General features: G+C 36.7%; 12 protein-coding genes. 8 read left to right on the top strand and 4 right to left on the bottom strand.

Translation table 11 applies throughout. The annotated features are described in order from the left end of the window. Positions 1–88 precede the first annotated feature (88 nt). Complete coding sequence (gene argJ, locus ABXT44_RS02690; protein WP_416687940.1) at positions 89–1,273, top strand: bifunctional glutamate N-acetyltransferase/amino-acid acetyltransferase ArgJ; 1,185 nt, start codon at positions 89–91, stop codon at positions 1,271–1,273. Positions 1,274–1,276: 3 nt separating this feature from the next. Here the strand turns inward: argJ and ABXT44_RS02695 are convergent, their stop codons facing one another. After that, positions 1,277–2,173, bottom strand: coding sequence for a LysR family transcriptional regulator (locus tag ABXT44_RS02695; RefSeq protein WP_416687942.1), 897 nt, complete (start codon positions 2,171–2,173; stop codon positions 1,277–1,279). Positions 2,174–2,276: 103 nt separating this feature from the next. Here ABXT44_RS02695 and ABXT44_RS02700 point away from each other — a divergent pair, with 103 nt between their 5' ends. From ABXT44_RS02700 to ABXT44_RS02730, 7 genes are all read left to right on the top strand, one after another. After that, positions 2,277–3,698, top strand: a complete 1,422-nt coding sequence (locus tag ABXT44_RS02700; protein WP_271537666.1) for a form I ribulose bisphosphate carboxylase large subunit — start codon at positions 2,277–2,279, stop codon at positions 3,696–3,698. Positions 3,699–3,747: 49 nt separating this feature from the next. After that, positions 3,748–4,107, top strand: coding sequence for a ribulose bisphosphate carboxylase small subunit (locus tag ABXT44_RS02705; protein WP_271537665.1), 360 nt, complete (start codon positions 3,748–3,750; stop codon positions 4,105–4,107). A gap of 78 nt (positions 4,108–4,185) precedes the next feature. Next, on the top strand, positions 4,186–4,989 hold the full coding sequence (locus tag ABXT44_RS02710) for a CbbQ/NirQ/NorQ/GpvN family protein (RefSeq protein ID WP_271556431.1): 804 nt from the start codon (positions 4,186–4,188) through the stop codon (positions 4,987–4,989). A 9-nt stretch (positions 4,990–4,998) separates the two neighbouring features. Continuing rightward, positions 4,999–7,362 carry a nitric oxide reductase activation protein NorD gene (locus ABXT44_RS02715; protein WP_416687944.1) on the top strand — a complete coding sequence of 788 codons (2,364 nt, stop codon included), beginning with the start codon at positions 4,999–5,001 and terminating at the stop codon, positions 7,360–7,362. Then, entirely contained in the window at positions 7,359–7,619 is a 261-nt protein-coding gene (locus ABXT44_RS02720) for a hypothetical protein (RefSeq protein WP_416687946.1), read from the top strand. The genes ABXT44_RS02715 and ABXT44_RS02720 overlap by 4 nt, the downstream gene beginning before the upstream one ends. Positions 7,620–7,631: 12 nt before the next feature. Then, a complete protein-coding gene (locus ABXT44_RS02725; protein WP_416687948.1) occupies positions 7,632–8,165 on the top strand; it encodes a hypothetical protein in 534 nt (177 codons plus the stop codon). Positions 8,166–8,261: 96 nt separating this feature from the next. Next, positions 8,262–9,569, top strand: a complete 1,308-nt coding sequence (locus tag ABXT44_RS02730; RefSeq protein ID WP_416687949.1) for a malonyl-CoA decarboxylase domain-containing protein — start codon at positions 8,262–8,264, stop codon at positions 9,567–9,569. Here ABXT44_RS02730 and ABXT44_RS02735 read toward each other — a convergent pair. Genes ABXT44_RS02735 through ABXT44_RS02745 form a run of 3 tightly spaced genes read right to left on the bottom strand, consistent with a single transcriptional unit; the run spans position 9,563 to position 15,143 of the window. Continuing rightward, entirely contained in the window at positions 9,563–11,491 is a 1,929-nt protein-coding gene (locus ABXT44_RS02735; protein ID WP_416687950.1) for a sodium:solute symporter family protein, read from the bottom strand. The genes ABXT44_RS02730 and ABXT44_RS02735 overlap by 7 nt on opposite strands. A 48-nt stretch (positions 11,492–11,539) precedes the next feature. Continuing rightward, positions 11,540–12,955, bottom strand: a complete 1,416-nt coding sequence (locus ABXT44_RS02740; RefSeq protein WP_416653008.1) for an ABC transporter permease — start codon at positions 12,953–12,955, stop codon at positions 11,540–11,542. A gap of 34 nt (positions 12,956–12,989) precedes the next feature. After that, a complete protein-coding gene (locus ABXT44_RS02745) occupies positions 12,990–15,143 on the bottom strand; it encodes an ABC transporter permease (protein ID WP_416687952.1) in 2,154 nt (717 codons plus the stop codon). Positions 15,144–15,149: the final 6 nt, after the last annotated feature.

Raw genomic sequence — 15,149 nt, forward strand, 5'->3', positions numbered from 1 at the left:
GCCTAGCTCTATAAATTTTTTAAAATGATTAGCTGATATATGAATTGGGTAAAATACTAATAATTATTTTTTCCATAATATTTTTTATATGATTGGTGATTTGCTCGAAGTAAGAGGCGTTAAGTTCGCTTCAATCTCAAGTGGCATAAAGCAAAATAATGCTTTAGATTTGTCACTAATTTCATTTACCAAAGGCACGCAAACTGCTGCAGTTTTTACACAAAATATTTTTTGTGCTGCCCCAGTTATTGTTGCAAAAAATCACTTGAATTCAAATGTAAAAGCTCTTCTTATCAATAGTGGAAACGCCAATGCAGGGACCGGTCAAAAAGGCTTAGAGGCTTGTTTGAAGACGTGTGAGATTTTTGCAGGAAAATTGGATATTAATTCAGATCAAATTTTGCCATTTTCAACTGGAGTAATTGGACAGTTATTACCCTTAGAGCCATTTGAAAACAATACAGAAAAGCTAGTTGATGGCCTCTCATCAAGTAATATGAGTGATGTATCTAAAGGCATATTAACTACTGATTTAGTAGAAAAATCTTGCTCTATTTCCTTTGTTATAAATGGAAATAATGTCACGCTATCAGGGATTGCTAAGGGCTCAGGAATGATTCGACCGGATATGGCAACGATGCTAAGTTTTATAGTTAGTGATATTGGGGCTTCAAAAGAAGAGCTCTATGACTGTTTAGATATTGCAGTAAATCAGTCTTTCAACCGGATTACAGTTGATGGTGATACTTCAACAAATGATGCCTGCACTTTAAGTGCTACCGATCAATCTAGCGTTCAGCTCAACGATTGTAAAGAAGAGTTTCAAAATGCACTGAATGAAATAACAAAAATATTAGCCCAAATGATTATTAAAGATGGAGAGGGCGCTACTAAATTTGTAGAAATAAAAGTTGGTGGTCTGTCTTCAGTCGATGATTGTTTGGAAGTTGCGTATACCGTTGCCCACTCTCCACTAGTTAAAACTGCATTATTTGCAAGTGATGCAAATTGGGGCAGGATCTTGGCTGCGGTAGGAAGGTCAAAAGTAGATGGAATCTCTATTGAAAATATTGATATTTTCTTAAATGATTTACAAATTATCTCCTCAGGTGAGATAAGTAAAGACTACACAGAGGCCGCTGGAAGCTTGGAAATGCAAAAGCCTGAGATCACAATTAGGATTAGTTTGGGGGCTGCTCACACTAGTGAGAGTGTATGGACAACAGACCTTTCGTATGACTATGTCAAGATTAATGCAGAATATCGCAGTTAAGGTTTATAGATATTTTTCAGTCTTCGTATTCTCAATTACAAACTGTTTAAACTTTCTTGCAATTGGAGACAGCTCTGCCTCTGCATGATGAACAATATGCCACTGCCTTACAATCGGAAAGGGGGCAACATTAAGCTGCCTGATAATATTGTTTTTAAGTTGAAGATTCACAGAATGCATCGAAACAAAACCAATCCCTAATCCTGCTTGAACCGCCTCAACAATAGCTTCATTCGAGTTAATTTGAATATCTGAATTAAAGTTTAAACCAGTAAACTTTTCAATTGTTATGCGAGTGCCTGAACCAACTTCCCTCGTAAGTAAAGTTTCCTTGGCTAAATCTTTAATTGTTACTCTTTTCTTATTTAGCAGCTCATTCTCAGGGTGAGCGATTGCAATCAAAGGATTTTTCATAAATGCTTGAGAAATTAATGGAATATCTTTTGGAGGCTCTCCCATAATTACCAGATCAGCATTGTTATTTTTTAGGTTGTTAAGAAGCGACTGCCTATTTGTAACATCGATATAGAAAGTCATTTTAGGGAACTCTTTTTTAAACTTTGCAAGTAATGCGCTAATAAATGAATTTGCAGTTGTTGCAACTGCTATTTGAAGATGGCCAGAATCTGGACTGAGTATTTCATCCATTTCAAGTTTTGAATTTTCAAGTGTACTGATCGTTTTTACTGCAGTTTCATAAAGCTTTTTTCCAATAAATGTAGCGCTGATTTTTTTTCCATTAATATCAAATAATTTTGCTCCAATACTATCTTGAAGCTGCTGTATCTGCATATATACTGCAGGCTGAGTGATATGAAGCTCTTTACTCGCGCTTGTAAATCCGCCTAATCTAATGACTGATTCATAGCTATAGAGCTGTTTTAATGTATAATTAATCATAATATAAATTGATGATTATTTAAATAAATATTATTTTACATTATTTATTTCACCTACTATAATGATTTCATTTTTATATTAATATTAAACAGGGAGTGGGACTATGGCTAAGAAAGGTTACGATGCAGGTGTAAAGGAATACCGCGATACATATTGGATGCCCGAGTATGAGCCAAAAGATACTGATATTCTGGCATGCTTTAAAATTACGCCCCAACCAGGCGTTCCAAGAGAAGAGGTTGCCGCCGCTGTTGCAGCTGAATCTTCAACAGGAACTTGGACTACAGTTTGGACTGATCTGTTAACAGATCTTGACCACTACAAGGGACGCGCCTACCGCATTGAAGACGTGCCAGGATCAGATGATGCAATTTACGCTTTTATTGCATACCCAATTGATTTATTTGAAGAGGGCTCAATCGTTAACGTTCTTACCTCTCTCGTAGGAAATGTATTCGGCTTTAAAGCATTAAGAGCTCTTAGACTTGAAGATATTCGTTTTCCGATAGCTTACGTTATGACGTGTGGAGGCCCCCCAAATGGAATCCAGGTTGAAAGAGACAAAATGAATAAATATGGCCGGCCGATGCTGGGATGTACCATTAAACCCAAACTTGGCTTATCAGCTAAAAATTATGGACGTGCATGTTACGAGGGACTACGTGGTGGATTAGACTTTACAAAAGATGACGAAAATGTAAATTCACAGCCTTTCATGCGCTGGAGAGATCGTTTCGGTTTTGTTCAGGATGCAATTGAAAGGGCTGAAAGAGAAACAGGTGAAAGGAAAGGCCACTACTTAAATGTAACAGCTCCTACGCCAGAAGAGATGTACAAAAGAGCTGAGTATGCGAAAGAGTTAGGAACTCCAATCATTATGCATGACTTCTTTACGGCAGGCTTTACAGCAAATACAGGTCTTGCAAATTGGTGCCGCGATAACGGCTTACTGCTTCATATCCATAGAGCAATGCATGCTGTTGTAGATAGAAATCCAAATCACGGCATTCACTTCAGAGTGCTTGCTAAGTGTTTACGCCTTTCTGGAGGTGATCATATGCACTCAGGAACGGTAGTAGGAAAACTTGAAGGTGACCGTGAATCCACTTTGGGCTGGATTGATTGCATGCGCGATAGCTTTATTAAAGAAGATCGCTCAAGAGGTATTTTCTTTGATCAGGACTTTGGGTCAATGCCAGGGATGCTACCTGTAGCTTCAGGCGGAATTCATGTCTGGCATATGCCAGCACTTGTAAATATATTTGGTGACGACTCAGTCCTCCAATTTGGCGGCGGAACACTTGGCCATCCATGGGGTAATGCGGCAGGTGCTGCTGCGAATCGAGTTGCTGTTGAAGCATGTGTTGAAGCAAGGAACGCTGGAAAAGACTTAGAAAAGGAATCTAAAGAGATTCTTACTAGTGCAGCAAAACACTCACCTGAGCTTAAGATTGCAATGGAGACATGGAAAGAGATTAAATTTGAGTTCGATACAGTTGATAAGCTGGACATAGTGCACAAGTAATGCATCAATCAACTTTTATTACAAGAAAAACTACTATAAGGAAAATATTATGAGCAAAGTTCAAGATTACCCATCACGCCTTGGCGATAACTCGAGCAGAAAGTTTGAAACATTTTCATACTTACCTGCAATGAATGATAAACAAATTCGACAACAAGTACAGTACATTGTTGATCAGGGTTATAACCCTGGCGTAGAGCATACTGAAGTTGAAAATGCTATGGAAAATTACTGGTATATGTGGAAACTTCCTTTATTTGGTGAGACAGATGTTGATACAATTCTTGCTGAATGTAAGGAGTGCCATGATGCTAACCCAGATAATCATGTTCGACTAATTGGTTATGATAATTACGCTCAATCACAGGGCGCTTCAATGGTTATTTACAGAGGCAAAGGATTTAAATAATCAAGTAAAATTAGGTAAGCTTGATTGGATAAACCCCTGTCTAAGTGCAGGGGTTTTTTTTTTGAAGAGGATATAAAAATGAATGAATTAGATCAATACAAAATTGCAAAAGAACCTTTTTACCAACCTCAAAATGATGAAATAGATATGTATACCGCTGCGTATATGAATCGTATGCCGGTTATGTTGAAAGGCCCCACTGGGTGCGGTAAGTCTAGGTTTGTAGAATATATGGCGTATAAATTAGGTAAGCCTTTAATTACAGTTGCTTGCAATGAAGATATGTCAGCCAGTGATTTAGTAGGGAGATTTCTTCTTGATAAGGAAGGTACAATTTGGAAAGATGGTCCTCTTGCAATGGCCGCTCGTTATGGCGGTATTTGTTATCTAGATGAGGTCGTAGAGGCCAGGCAAGATACAACCGTTGTGATTCACCCTTTGACAGATTATCGCCGTACTTTACCGCTCGACAAGAAAGGCGAGTTGATTGAAGCGCATCCTGATTTCCAATTGGTTATATCTTATAACCCTGGCTATCAAAATTTAATGAAAGACCTAAAGCAATCGACTAAGCAAAGATTTTGTGGTTTTAACTTTCAATACCCAGATGAAAAAACTGAGGCACATATTATTTCTAAAGAGTCCGGCGTTGATCCAAAAATAGCATTGAAACTAGTCCAAATTGCTCAAAGAGCTAGAAATCTTGTCGGCCATGGGCTGGATGAGGGAATATCTACTAGATTATGTATCTATGCAGGACAATTAATTGCTAACAAGGTTAATGAAAAGTCTGCCTGTAAAATTGCAATGGTTAATCCTATTACGGATGACTTAGATATTGTCGATACTCTTAATGCTGCAATCGATACTTTTTTTGACTAAGGATTAGTAATGAGTGCGGTTCAACTTTCCGATTTTGAACAAAAGTTTCGAGATTCCTCTGACATTCTTCATGATGCGCTTGCAGGGAGCTTTGTTGAAGCCTCTAAGGTTATGTCCCCAAATGGACTTAAAGTCTATTTAGATGGTGCTGGTGCGCTTCATGCAATGGGTAAAGGTGAAGACATGGTTATCTCTTTCTTGGAAGAGACACCTATGGTCGTTAGGGAGGTTGGCGAGTCCATAATTGGTGAGATTGTATTTTCAATTATGAAAATGTCTTCACAAACATCCTCTTCTGTCTTGGTGTTGATGATTGCAAGCCTTCCAAACGTTGCAAGGCGGATGAGTGACTTTGATTTATTAAAAGGCTACCTTAGGTTAATGGAGCGAATGATAGCTCTAGCCCCTAGAGGTATGAGGCCAATGCTAAATAATATTGATCAGTTGACTAGTAAGCTTACTCTTGGCGGCCTAAGAAGATGGGTTCTTTATGGAGCTGAATCTTTCAAACGAGATTTTAAAGCCCAAATCGCCTATTTTGAATTAAGTAGTGCAGAATCAATGCAAATACTTGAGCAGGAGAGGCGAGGAACGCTATTTATTGATAATCAAAGAAAGTTGCAGTTTTATCTTAGAGCGTTTTATAACCGTGATTTTTTTCTACGACCGACTTCAGGTGACTACGAAACTAAGAAAGGTCTAAGGCCTTATATTGAATATGGAGTTATGCATATTCCAGATGCTTATGATGACTATAAGCATGCTTCTGGAAGAATTATCCCTGGTATAGATTGTTATAGGGCGGTTTGTGCTCATGCCGCAGCTCATATTATGGAAACTAGAGTGGCTTTTAAAGGGGATGACTTAAATCCTTTGCAAGTTGCATGCGTTTCTCTAATAGAAGACTTAAGGGTTGAGCTTAATACATTAAAAAAATTTCCAGGTATGAAGAAAACTTGGATTGCGCTTCATCCTGAAGATGAGGACTTAAAAGATTTAAATCCTTTCATAGTAGATCTGGTTGATTTCTCAAGGGCTGCATTAGATCAAAAATACACAGTAAAGCAGTCATTTAACAGTGATTTTCTTAAGTTATTTATTAAAAAAATGACCAAAATGCCTGAATCATCAGCAATGAGCTATGAGTTGGGTATGAAGTATTACGAGCTACTTAAGACTGAAACAGATGTGAAAATAAGCGCTTCCGCTCTTGTATCAACGCCAATTATATATAGAGATGATAATAGATATATTTGGGAGTACGAAGAGCTTGATTGGTTGTCAGAGGGCAATGATTATGTCCCTGTTAGTCAAAGACAGGTACGTAAAAATGTCAATATTATGGAGATGTATAACGAGCTTGATGTTGAAACCGCAGGTGATGATGCGCAGGAAATTTGGACTTTAGAGTCAGAGTACTTTCCTGATGAGCTCGATGGCGTAAGTATTAATGAAATTGAGGGTAAGGAGCCAGTAAGTGAGCCTTTTCATTACAATGAGTGGGATTATCAGCTTCAGCTCTATCGGCCAAACTGGGCAACTCTGTATGAAAGACGTTTGAGAAAAGGGGATCCAGAGTTAATTAATAAAATTTTAAAAACTCACAAACCTATTGCCAATCAACTTAAAAATGCGATTGATCGAATGCAGCCTCAAGGTCTCGTAAAACTCAAGAAGCAACAAGAAGGAAGTGAGCTTGATCTTGATGCATGCGTAACAGCTTTAGCAGATATTAGATCTGGCATAACCCCATCTGACAGGATTTATGTAAAGAAAGTGCAGCATGTTAGAGATGTCTCTGTGAACTTATTAATGGACTTATCTGAATCTACCAATGATATGGTTATTGGAAGTGATAAAACAATTTTGGAGCTAATGAAAGAGTCAACTTCATTACTTTCATGGGCAATTGACAAGATTGGAGATAATTTAACTATTTCAGGGTTTGCATCGGATTCAAGACACGATGTTCAGTACTATCGCTTTAAGCCATTTCATTATAGTTTTAATGATGAAGTAAAGGGCCGATTGGCTGGAATAAAAGGTGGCCTATCAACCAGAATGGGGGCTGCAATAAGGCATGCTGGGGTCGATTTATTGACTCAATCTTCAGCTAAGAAAATTCTTTTGATCTTAACGGATGGAGAGCCTGCAGATATTGACGTTGATGATCCACAGCATCTTCGTATGGATGCAAAAAAAGCGGTTGAAGAGTTACGAAGTCATGGAATTGTAACGTTCTGTATTAGTTTAGATCCTCACGCTGATGAATATGTTTCGAGAATTTTTGGTAAAAATCGTTTTATGGTAATTGATAATATTCAAAAATTACCTGAGAGACTTCCTCAATTGTTTATCTCATTAACTAAATGATGGTTGCTGAAGAAGACGATAATTTAATAGATTTTGATCCAAAATATCCTTATATTTTGCCAGATGATTGGAAAGAAAAGAATTCCCCAAGTGTTTACGAAATATTAGCTACAACAAATACACTTAAAAGAATGTATGCTGACAAAGTAAAAGAGATTGAAGAGGGCGTTACTAGCAATAAACTAGGAGAAGAAGCTTTAAGAAATATTGCTACAAATTATCAGACTATTAAGTCGCTCCTTTTTCAATCACGCTAGGATGAAAAAATTATGAATCTAAGTCAGTTCAATGAAGAGATAAGAAGTTTAGACAAAGATTTTTTGCAATCGATACTAGATGGCTCTGCGCTGTTGATGGTTGAAGACCAGTCATTGGGTCTTGGCAGTTCAAATGGTGCATTTGTAATTTTTTGGATTGAAGATGAGGTGTTTTCTTCAGTTGAAGATTTAAGAAGTTATTTGGCTGAAGAGGCTGAAGATCTTCACGTGAATTATTACAAACATAGCCCTATTAGTAAGGAGTATTTCGAAGCTAAGTTATCTAGCTTAATGGATGAATACGGCCAGACTGCATTTGTATCTCAGCAAGGAGGTATGCCAGAGAAAACCCTCATTAGTTCAAATGGTGATTTATTAGTCTTAACCGAAGAAGACTATACTTTTAAATATGGCTTATACTTAAACCTTGAAGATAATTTAAGCCCTAAAATTTCAGCCTTAAAGGCAAAAACTTGGCTTCAATCAGGTGCTGCATATAATGACTATATTGCTGTTAATGTTTTTCGATTTAGTTCAATTGAATAGTTATTAAGTATATATTTTCATTTTTTTCAACCAATTCTTTCTAAGAAGCTAGAAAGAAAAAGTAGTATAAAATTAAACGAAAATTATTATTTAGACATGACTCAGCATCAAAACTTTTTAAACTCTCTTATTCAGCGTATCCGTATGGGCCGTTCAAATAAGAAAGTATCCAGTCCTGAAAGTATCATCACGCTTTGCAATCAGTTAGTAAGTAAAAATGGAGAGGCAACATTATTTTCTCTTGCAAAAATAATTTTGGAAGATTTTAATACTCTTTCAGAAGAGCAAAAAAAGTCATTTTTTTTACAGTTTCTTGATCAGTTTGGCGTCGATCGGCCTACTCTCAAAAAAGCTCTCATTGAATTAAATATTGATGATGAAGGCCAGCTCAGGAAACTTCATCAATTAATTGAACCTAAGAGTCATGAGCTTCTTAGAAGGTTAAATCAAGTCCCAAATGGAACATCAGTGCTTTTAAAGATGAGAGAGTCCTTGTTAGAGTGCATTAAAGCCTCTCCAGAGCTTAAATCACTTGATTCTGATTTTGTTCATTTATTTAAGTCTTGGTTTAATAGGGGGTTTTTAAGACTTGAGCGCATTGATTGGTCGACAAGTGCTAGAGTGTTGGAAAAAATCATGCAGTACGAAGCTGTCCATGATATTTCAGATTGGGAGGATTTACAAAATAGGGTGGCTGCAGATGACAGAAGGTTATATGCTTTTTTTCACCCAGCACTTCCAGATGAGCCTCTTATTTTTATTGAGGTTGCATTGATGGACGATACGCCAAATTCAATTATGCCAATACTTGATACAAGCGTTAAACCAATTGATCCTTTTAGCGCCACAACAGCAGTTTTTTATTCTATCTCTAATTGCCAGATGGGACTAAAGAGCGTTTCTTTCGGGAGTTTTTTAATTAAGCAAGTAGTCACTGAAATTGAGAAGGAATTCAAACAAATCAAGCATTTTGTTACTCTCTCGCCTGTTCCTGGGCTGAAGAAATGGTCTAACAAAATTAACCTATTAGAAGATAAAGATTTGCCTGAAAATATAATTAATGATATTAGCGAATGTTGTAAAGATAATAAGCCAAATCCTTTAGTATTGAGTCGACTAACTTATTATTATTTAACTCAAGTTAAACGTAAAAATGGTCAAGCTATTAATCCAGTTGCTCATTTTCATCTTGGTAATGGCGCATCTCTTTATAAAATTCATACAGATGCCAATGTTAATCAAAGTGCTCTAGATGATTCTTGGGGAGTGATGGTTAATTACTTATATGACCTAGAGTCAGTTGCTAAGAACCATGAAGACTATGCAAATCAAGAGCCGGTTGCAGTGTCACCAAAACTTACAAAATCTATTCAAAATAATAAGAAAAAAATCTTAGCCTATTGATTTATTGATTCAATTTCTTTTTCAGGCTCAGTAGACATTTTTAACTTATTAGCTAAAAACCAAATTAATCCTACACCTAGTGCCCACCAAATAATTTGCCATGCCCAAATTGATGGCATTCCAAGCATCCAAGAATCATATCCGGCATTAGGCTTGCCAAAAGTGAAGTTTCCAAATATTGATCCTGGGCCAATAGCAAAAAACATCCATACCATTAACAAAAGCCCTCCAACTGGCTTAGACCAGCGATCATTAGAAGCTGTTACAGAGTGTTTTTGGAAAAATGAGTGAAATGTATCCCTATGTTGTTTGTCGGGATCTTGACTGGTCATTAAAGAGATAATTAAGCAGATTGAAATATTAAAAAACATACCCCATACAGCTGAATGAATTGTCCAGGGCCACACTCCCCAAGGTAGTCGTCCGCCAGTTATTTTCTGTCCTAATGTTTCAGTGAAGATAACTACAATAATCCCAATAATTACACCTGCAATTGCTGCATTTTTTGTAATCCATGGAAACCATGTGACACCTAATAATGATGGCCAAAGTTGGAATGAGCAAGCAATTGCTAGACTTCCAAGAATGAGAGTGGCTTCCATCGAAAATGAAGCTAATAGCATTCCACAAAAGAACACTAACGCTGTAAGGAGTTTTGCAGCTTTAATTTGAGTTTTATAATCCGCATCTTTATTAAAATAATGAACATAAATATCTCGAGATAAAATATTTCCAGTAGTAGACATAAATGCAGCTGCAGTGACTTGTAATGCTGCTATAGCACAGATAGCAAGGAAGCCAACCATCCATGGTGAAGTGCTTCCTACAAGTTTAATATAATGCATTACCAGTTCAGTATATTGCGCCTTAGATAGTTCTGGCAAATGCTGTGCAATTGCAAATCCTGCTTGATTAACCGCACTATTTGCTCCTAGTAGATTTGCGCTTACTCCTTGAAGAGTGGAAAATAAAAACATGATAATACCCACACAGGCTGCCGCGCCCCATATCTGATGAATTGAAAAGCCTTTGGTCGATTTACTGGTAAACCCAAGCATTGTGAACGTTGGTGAGGATTGAATTCCCATAACTGACATCATAAATGTAAGAGTCATAATTGCAGTCCATGGTCCTCCCTTTGGGGTTTCAATTCCTATGCCATCTGTAAATTGAATTACACCAGGAATTGCGAAGTATCCTGGGAAGTTTCCTCCACCCATGCCTTTAGTTTTTCCAAGATGACTGGTTATATTTTTTGCAATGTTTGCTAAGCCTTGGTTTAATGAATCAAAGCCTCCAGCAAGATCAAGAGCAAATAAGCCCAAAATAATCATTCCAAGGAAAAATAGTATAGTCTGCACTACTGAAATTTTTGCTATTGCTTGCATTCCACCCATGATTGAATATAAAAGAACAAATCCAGATAATGACCACATAGCTACATTTCGTGAAAAAATACCATTAGTTAATTCACTTATTAGGAATCCTGAGGATCCAAAGAGCAATGCAGCAAATGGAATACCAAATAAAAGTGCAATACAAACTGAAATAACTCTTAGGGTGTCGTCTTTAAAATATGCTGAAAACATTTCACCAGATGTAGTAAATCTAAAACGCCTTCCAAGCATCCATTGTCTTTTGAGAAGAACAACTCCAGAAATTGCAACAGCTATGGCGAAAAATGAAGTATTTGCAAACTGAAATCCATCTCTAAAAATCAGTCCAGGATGGGCAATAAAAGTCCATCCTGCAAAGGATATTCCTGTTGCTGCTATAGCAAATACCCATGGCGATAAACTTCGACCAGATAGGAAGTAGTCATCTGCAGATGCTATTTGCTTTGAAGCTCGAACTCCCCAAAAAAAACAGTAAGACCAATAAAGGACTAAAAATATAAATATCCATGTTATTGCGCTAGTCATTTTATTTGTATCCTTGAATTATTTTTAGACATCATGATTAATTTATATTTAAATTTGTGTTCTTATATGAGGTGATCTGGCATATAAAGCTACCATAGGGAGGATTAACAGGCCAAAAACAAATTGTTGCCCTTCATAGCTTAATCCAATGCCTACTAAAAATGACGATAGAACTTGTAAAACAAGAACACCAATAACTGTAAATCCATATCCTCCTTTTCCTCCAAGAAGTGAAGTACCTCCAACTACAACAGCAGCTATAGTTTGAAAAAGATAAGGACCACCAACGCCAACAAACCCACCACCACTCCATCCTAAAAGTAAAATACCAGTTAGTGCAGAAACAAACCCCCCTATTGCAAATGCTCCTATCCAGTAAGCCCTCTCTGATATTGATAATCTTGCTGCAGCTGTCCGGTTTCCACCTACTGCATATAGGTTTCTTCCCCAAGTTGTATTTGATAGTGCGATAATCATAAGGATTGATGAAACAACCCAGATTACAACAACAGGTGGGATGCTAATGCCAATAAAAGTTCCATTTGTTGCGGCTATATTAGACAACCACTTTGGCACAACACCAAAAACGCTTCCTCCAAAATCTGAACCAATAGTTGTTAAGGCTTGAACGGCGCCAGTAACTACAAATCCAACACCCAGAGTTAAGATAAGTGCTTGACCTTGTATACGAAAACTTAATAAGCCATTAACTATTCCAACACCTAATCCCATTAATAAAACAGCAACTATGCAGATCCATGGAGGAATTCCTAGCGTGATTAAATACATTAAGCCAATATTTGCAGCTCCAATTACAAAGCTGACTGATAAGTCTAATCCGCCTAGTAATACTACAAGTGTTTGTCCAATACAAGCAAGCCCAAGGAATGATGCAAAAAGAAGCATTGATTTCAGATTCAAAGTTGAGATAAAGCCATCTACAATTAATGAACCCATAATAAAAAGTCCAATTAATACTGCTAATCCCATAAGCGCACTTTTATTATTTTTCGCAACTGAGTTGGTGATGATTAATATTAAGAGAGTTAGAAAAAATACCACCAATGAAAGTATGTTTTGCCATTGAAGAAAATCATCCATAGCAAAGGCAAGTCCAACAAATGCAATAATCATTGCTAATATGCCAATAATGGCACCCTTGTTACTCTTGATAAGGAAACTAAAATAGCTTTCAGTAGACTCTTTATCTTGGATTTCTATATTTTCTACTAATTGTAGATCTTCCTCTTCAAGGCCGTCAATGTATGTCCATCTTACTGAAAGGTGATGCCAGCCCCATAAGATTGAACCAAAGATTGCAACTGTATAAAGCATAACAAGTTGTGAGGGGGTGTTATCAATAAAACCTAAAACAGCACTGATAACTGAAACTATTAAAGCAACAATAAAGCCCAGCCATTTATAAAATGAAAAGGCAGCTTTTCCCATTCTATTAATGCGCATTTTTAACCCAATTATTTTTAAATATTTTCATTATTTATCCTTCCCATTTGCTTATTGCATCATCTTTATGATCGCCAATAATGTATGTGCTTATTATGTGCATTACATTTGGAGCTGAAATAATTGTGATTCCAATAATGACAATGAGTTTCCATACTGGCACACCTATTGCATAAAATAAACTACCCCAAGCTAGAATAGCAAAAGCAGCTATATACCAATATTTCCAAAAACTATTAAAACTAGTTTCTCCCATAGCAATACGTAAAAATACTTGTAATAAAATAATAATAATGGCAATGTAGGCAATTTCAGTAATTAGTGCCATTCCACTGGCATCAACATTCATCCTTATTGGCGCCATATATTCGATAAGCTTGACTGGTAAACTTTCTATTCCAGTAGGGATAATTGGGATTGAATAGTTCGTTAATACGCCTATATTAGGGTCAGTTGTGCCCATGCTATTACCTATAAAGAAATACATAACAATTAAGAAAGTAATTGAGATTGCCCCAATAAAAATGTTGTTGATATTTTTTATTTTTGTATGAACTAAAGGTATGGTAATTGTGAAGAGAAGTGCTGAGACCATTAGTATTGCAAAAACTTCACCTGAGAAACTACTTGTTAAATATCCCTTATTTGCATCTTGAAAAAATATAGCTCCAATTGCAATAACTGGAACAATAGCGATGCACATTATCATTGCTAAACGCTTGATACTAGTTTTTATTCCTGGAAGCATTGTCAGAATTATTAGTGATGACAATAGCACTACACCTACTAGACCGATTAATAGATATGTTGTCTTACTTAGTGCATTAATAGAGAGGAATGATGAAGAGCTCGAGATTTCCTCCATGCTAAATATCATTGTAGAATAATCAATCATAGTTGGTGAGAAAACTACTTCTGAAGTAGAATCAGGATTAAATATTAGACCAAAAGCAGTAATTATTACAATAATCATAAGTCCAATCATTGGGCCATTTATATGTTTAAAAGCAACTTTAATAATATAGGCAGCCAATGCCACACCAATTATTATGAGAAACATAATTGTTCCTGCTGACATAGTTTCCTGCTCAACAGCAGCTACAAATGCCTTATATCTTTTTACTCCGAATGATTTGTCCATCGATACACTTACCATTACACCCAATGAAACGATCCCCATTACTAAAAACACTAGGGATGGTGAAAGTCCTCGAGCACGTTTTTGAAGAAATGGAATTGCAATACTAATTAATAATGAAACCACCAGCATAAGTCCATATGAGAAATCGGTAACGAAACTCTGCATTTTTCCAAAGTTAAAAGTTGAAAGTGCAAAGGTAATTAAAAATATGTTTAGTGAACCTAGAAGGGCGCCAAATGCACTTCCTCGACCACCTGCTAAATTTGCTCCACCCAGGACAAGTGCAGTAACAGCCATTAGTGTGTAAGTTGTTCCCTGACTTGGATCACCAGAGCTAATTAGAGACGTAAATGTAATCGCAGCAAGTCCGGCATAAATACCACCTATAACATGAGCTCCAATACGAACCATATTTATATTAACTCCGCTTGTGTAGGTCGCTCGCTCATCAGAACCCATCATTTTTAAATTACCCCAAAAAGCTGTTTGAGCAAGCAAGTACCATCCTGCTGTTGCAACTATTAGTATTACTAAAACGGGAGAAAAAATAGTAGTACCAGCTCCCCAGCTATACATCCAATCAGGCGCTAAGCCAGATGGTCGAGGCATAATTATAAGATTCAACCCAACAAGCGAGAGGTAGCCACTTAATGACACAATAATTGGCTGCACTCGAACAAATACAATTATTAAAGCCATTAGAACTTGATAAGCAATACCCACACCAATGGCGTATAAAAATATTGCAATTGGTGATTCAATTAAACCTAACCCAATTAGCTGAATCATACCAACATTGATAAATCCAATTAATGGTCCAATTGATAAATCAACTCCTGCTCTTCCGGCCATAACTATTACTGTTAATGCATAGGTTGCAAGTATTAGTGGAGCCACAACAATTATTAAACCACCAAATCCAGTACTTGAAACCAAATATGGGCCTCTAATAACTGCAAATATAAGCAATAGGAAGAATATGACTATAGGAACTATAAGATATGTACTAGCCCCAGAATTTGATTCTTGTTTTTTTATTAATTCCATTATCGT

Source organism: Candidatus Pseudothioglobus sp. Uisw_041, assembly GCF_048087625.1.
Classification (GTDB): Bacteria; Pseudomonadota; Gammaproteobacteria; order PS1; family Pseudothioglobaceae; genus Pseudothioglobus.

What these genes read in the sequence shown, in the direction of transcription:
- argJ (WP_416687940.1), top strand. Translation starts at nt 89, where the DNA reads ATGATTGGTGATTTGCTCGAAGTAAGAGGCGTTAAGTTCGCTTCAATC.
- ABXT44_RS02695 (WP_416687942.1), bottom strand. Translation starts at nt 2,173, where the DNA reads ATGATTAATTATACATTAAAACAGCTCTATAGCTATGAATCAGTCATT.
- ABXT44_RS02700 (WP_271537666.1), top strand. Translation starts at nt 2,277, where the DNA reads ATGGCTAAGAAAGGTTACGATGCAGGTGTAAAGGAATACCGCGATACA.
- ABXT44_RS02705 (WP_271537665.1), top strand. Translation starts at nt 3,748, where the DNA reads ATGAGCAAAGTTCAAGATTACCCATCACGCCTTGGCGATAACTCGAGC.
- ABXT44_RS02710 (WP_271556431.1), top strand. Translation starts at nt 4,186, where the DNA reads ATGAATGAATTAGATCAATACAAAATTGCAAAAGAACCTTTTTACCAA.
- ABXT44_RS02715 (WP_416687944.1), top strand. Translation starts at nt 4,999, where the DNA reads ATGAGTGCGGTTCAACTTTCCGATTTTGAACAAAAGTTTCGAGATTCC.
- ABXT44_RS02720 (WP_416687946.1), top strand. Translation starts at nt 7,359, where the DNA reads ATGATGGTTGCTGAAGAAGACGATAATTTAATAGATTTTGATCCAAAA.
- ABXT44_RS02725 (WP_416687948.1), top strand. Translation starts at nt 7,632, where the DNA reads ATGAATCTAAGTCAGTTCAATGAAGAGATAAGAAGTTTAGACAAAGAT.
- ABXT44_RS02730 (WP_416687949.1), top strand. Translation starts at nt 8,262, where the DNA reads ATGACTCAGCATCAAAACTTTTTAAACTCTCTTATTCAGCGTATCCGT.
- ABXT44_RS02735 (WP_416687950.1), bottom strand. Translation starts at nt 11,491, where the DNA reads ATGACTAGCGCAATAACATGGATATTTATATTTTTAGTCCTTTATTGG.
- ABXT44_RS02740 (WP_416653008.1), bottom strand. Translation starts at nt 12,955, where the DNA reads ATGCGCATTAATAGAATGGGAAAAGCTGCCTTTTCATTTTATAAATGG.
- ABXT44_RS02745 (WP_416687952.1), bottom strand. Translation starts at nt 15,143, where the DNA reads ATGGAATTAATAAAAAAACAAGAATCAAATTCTGGGGCTAGTACATAT.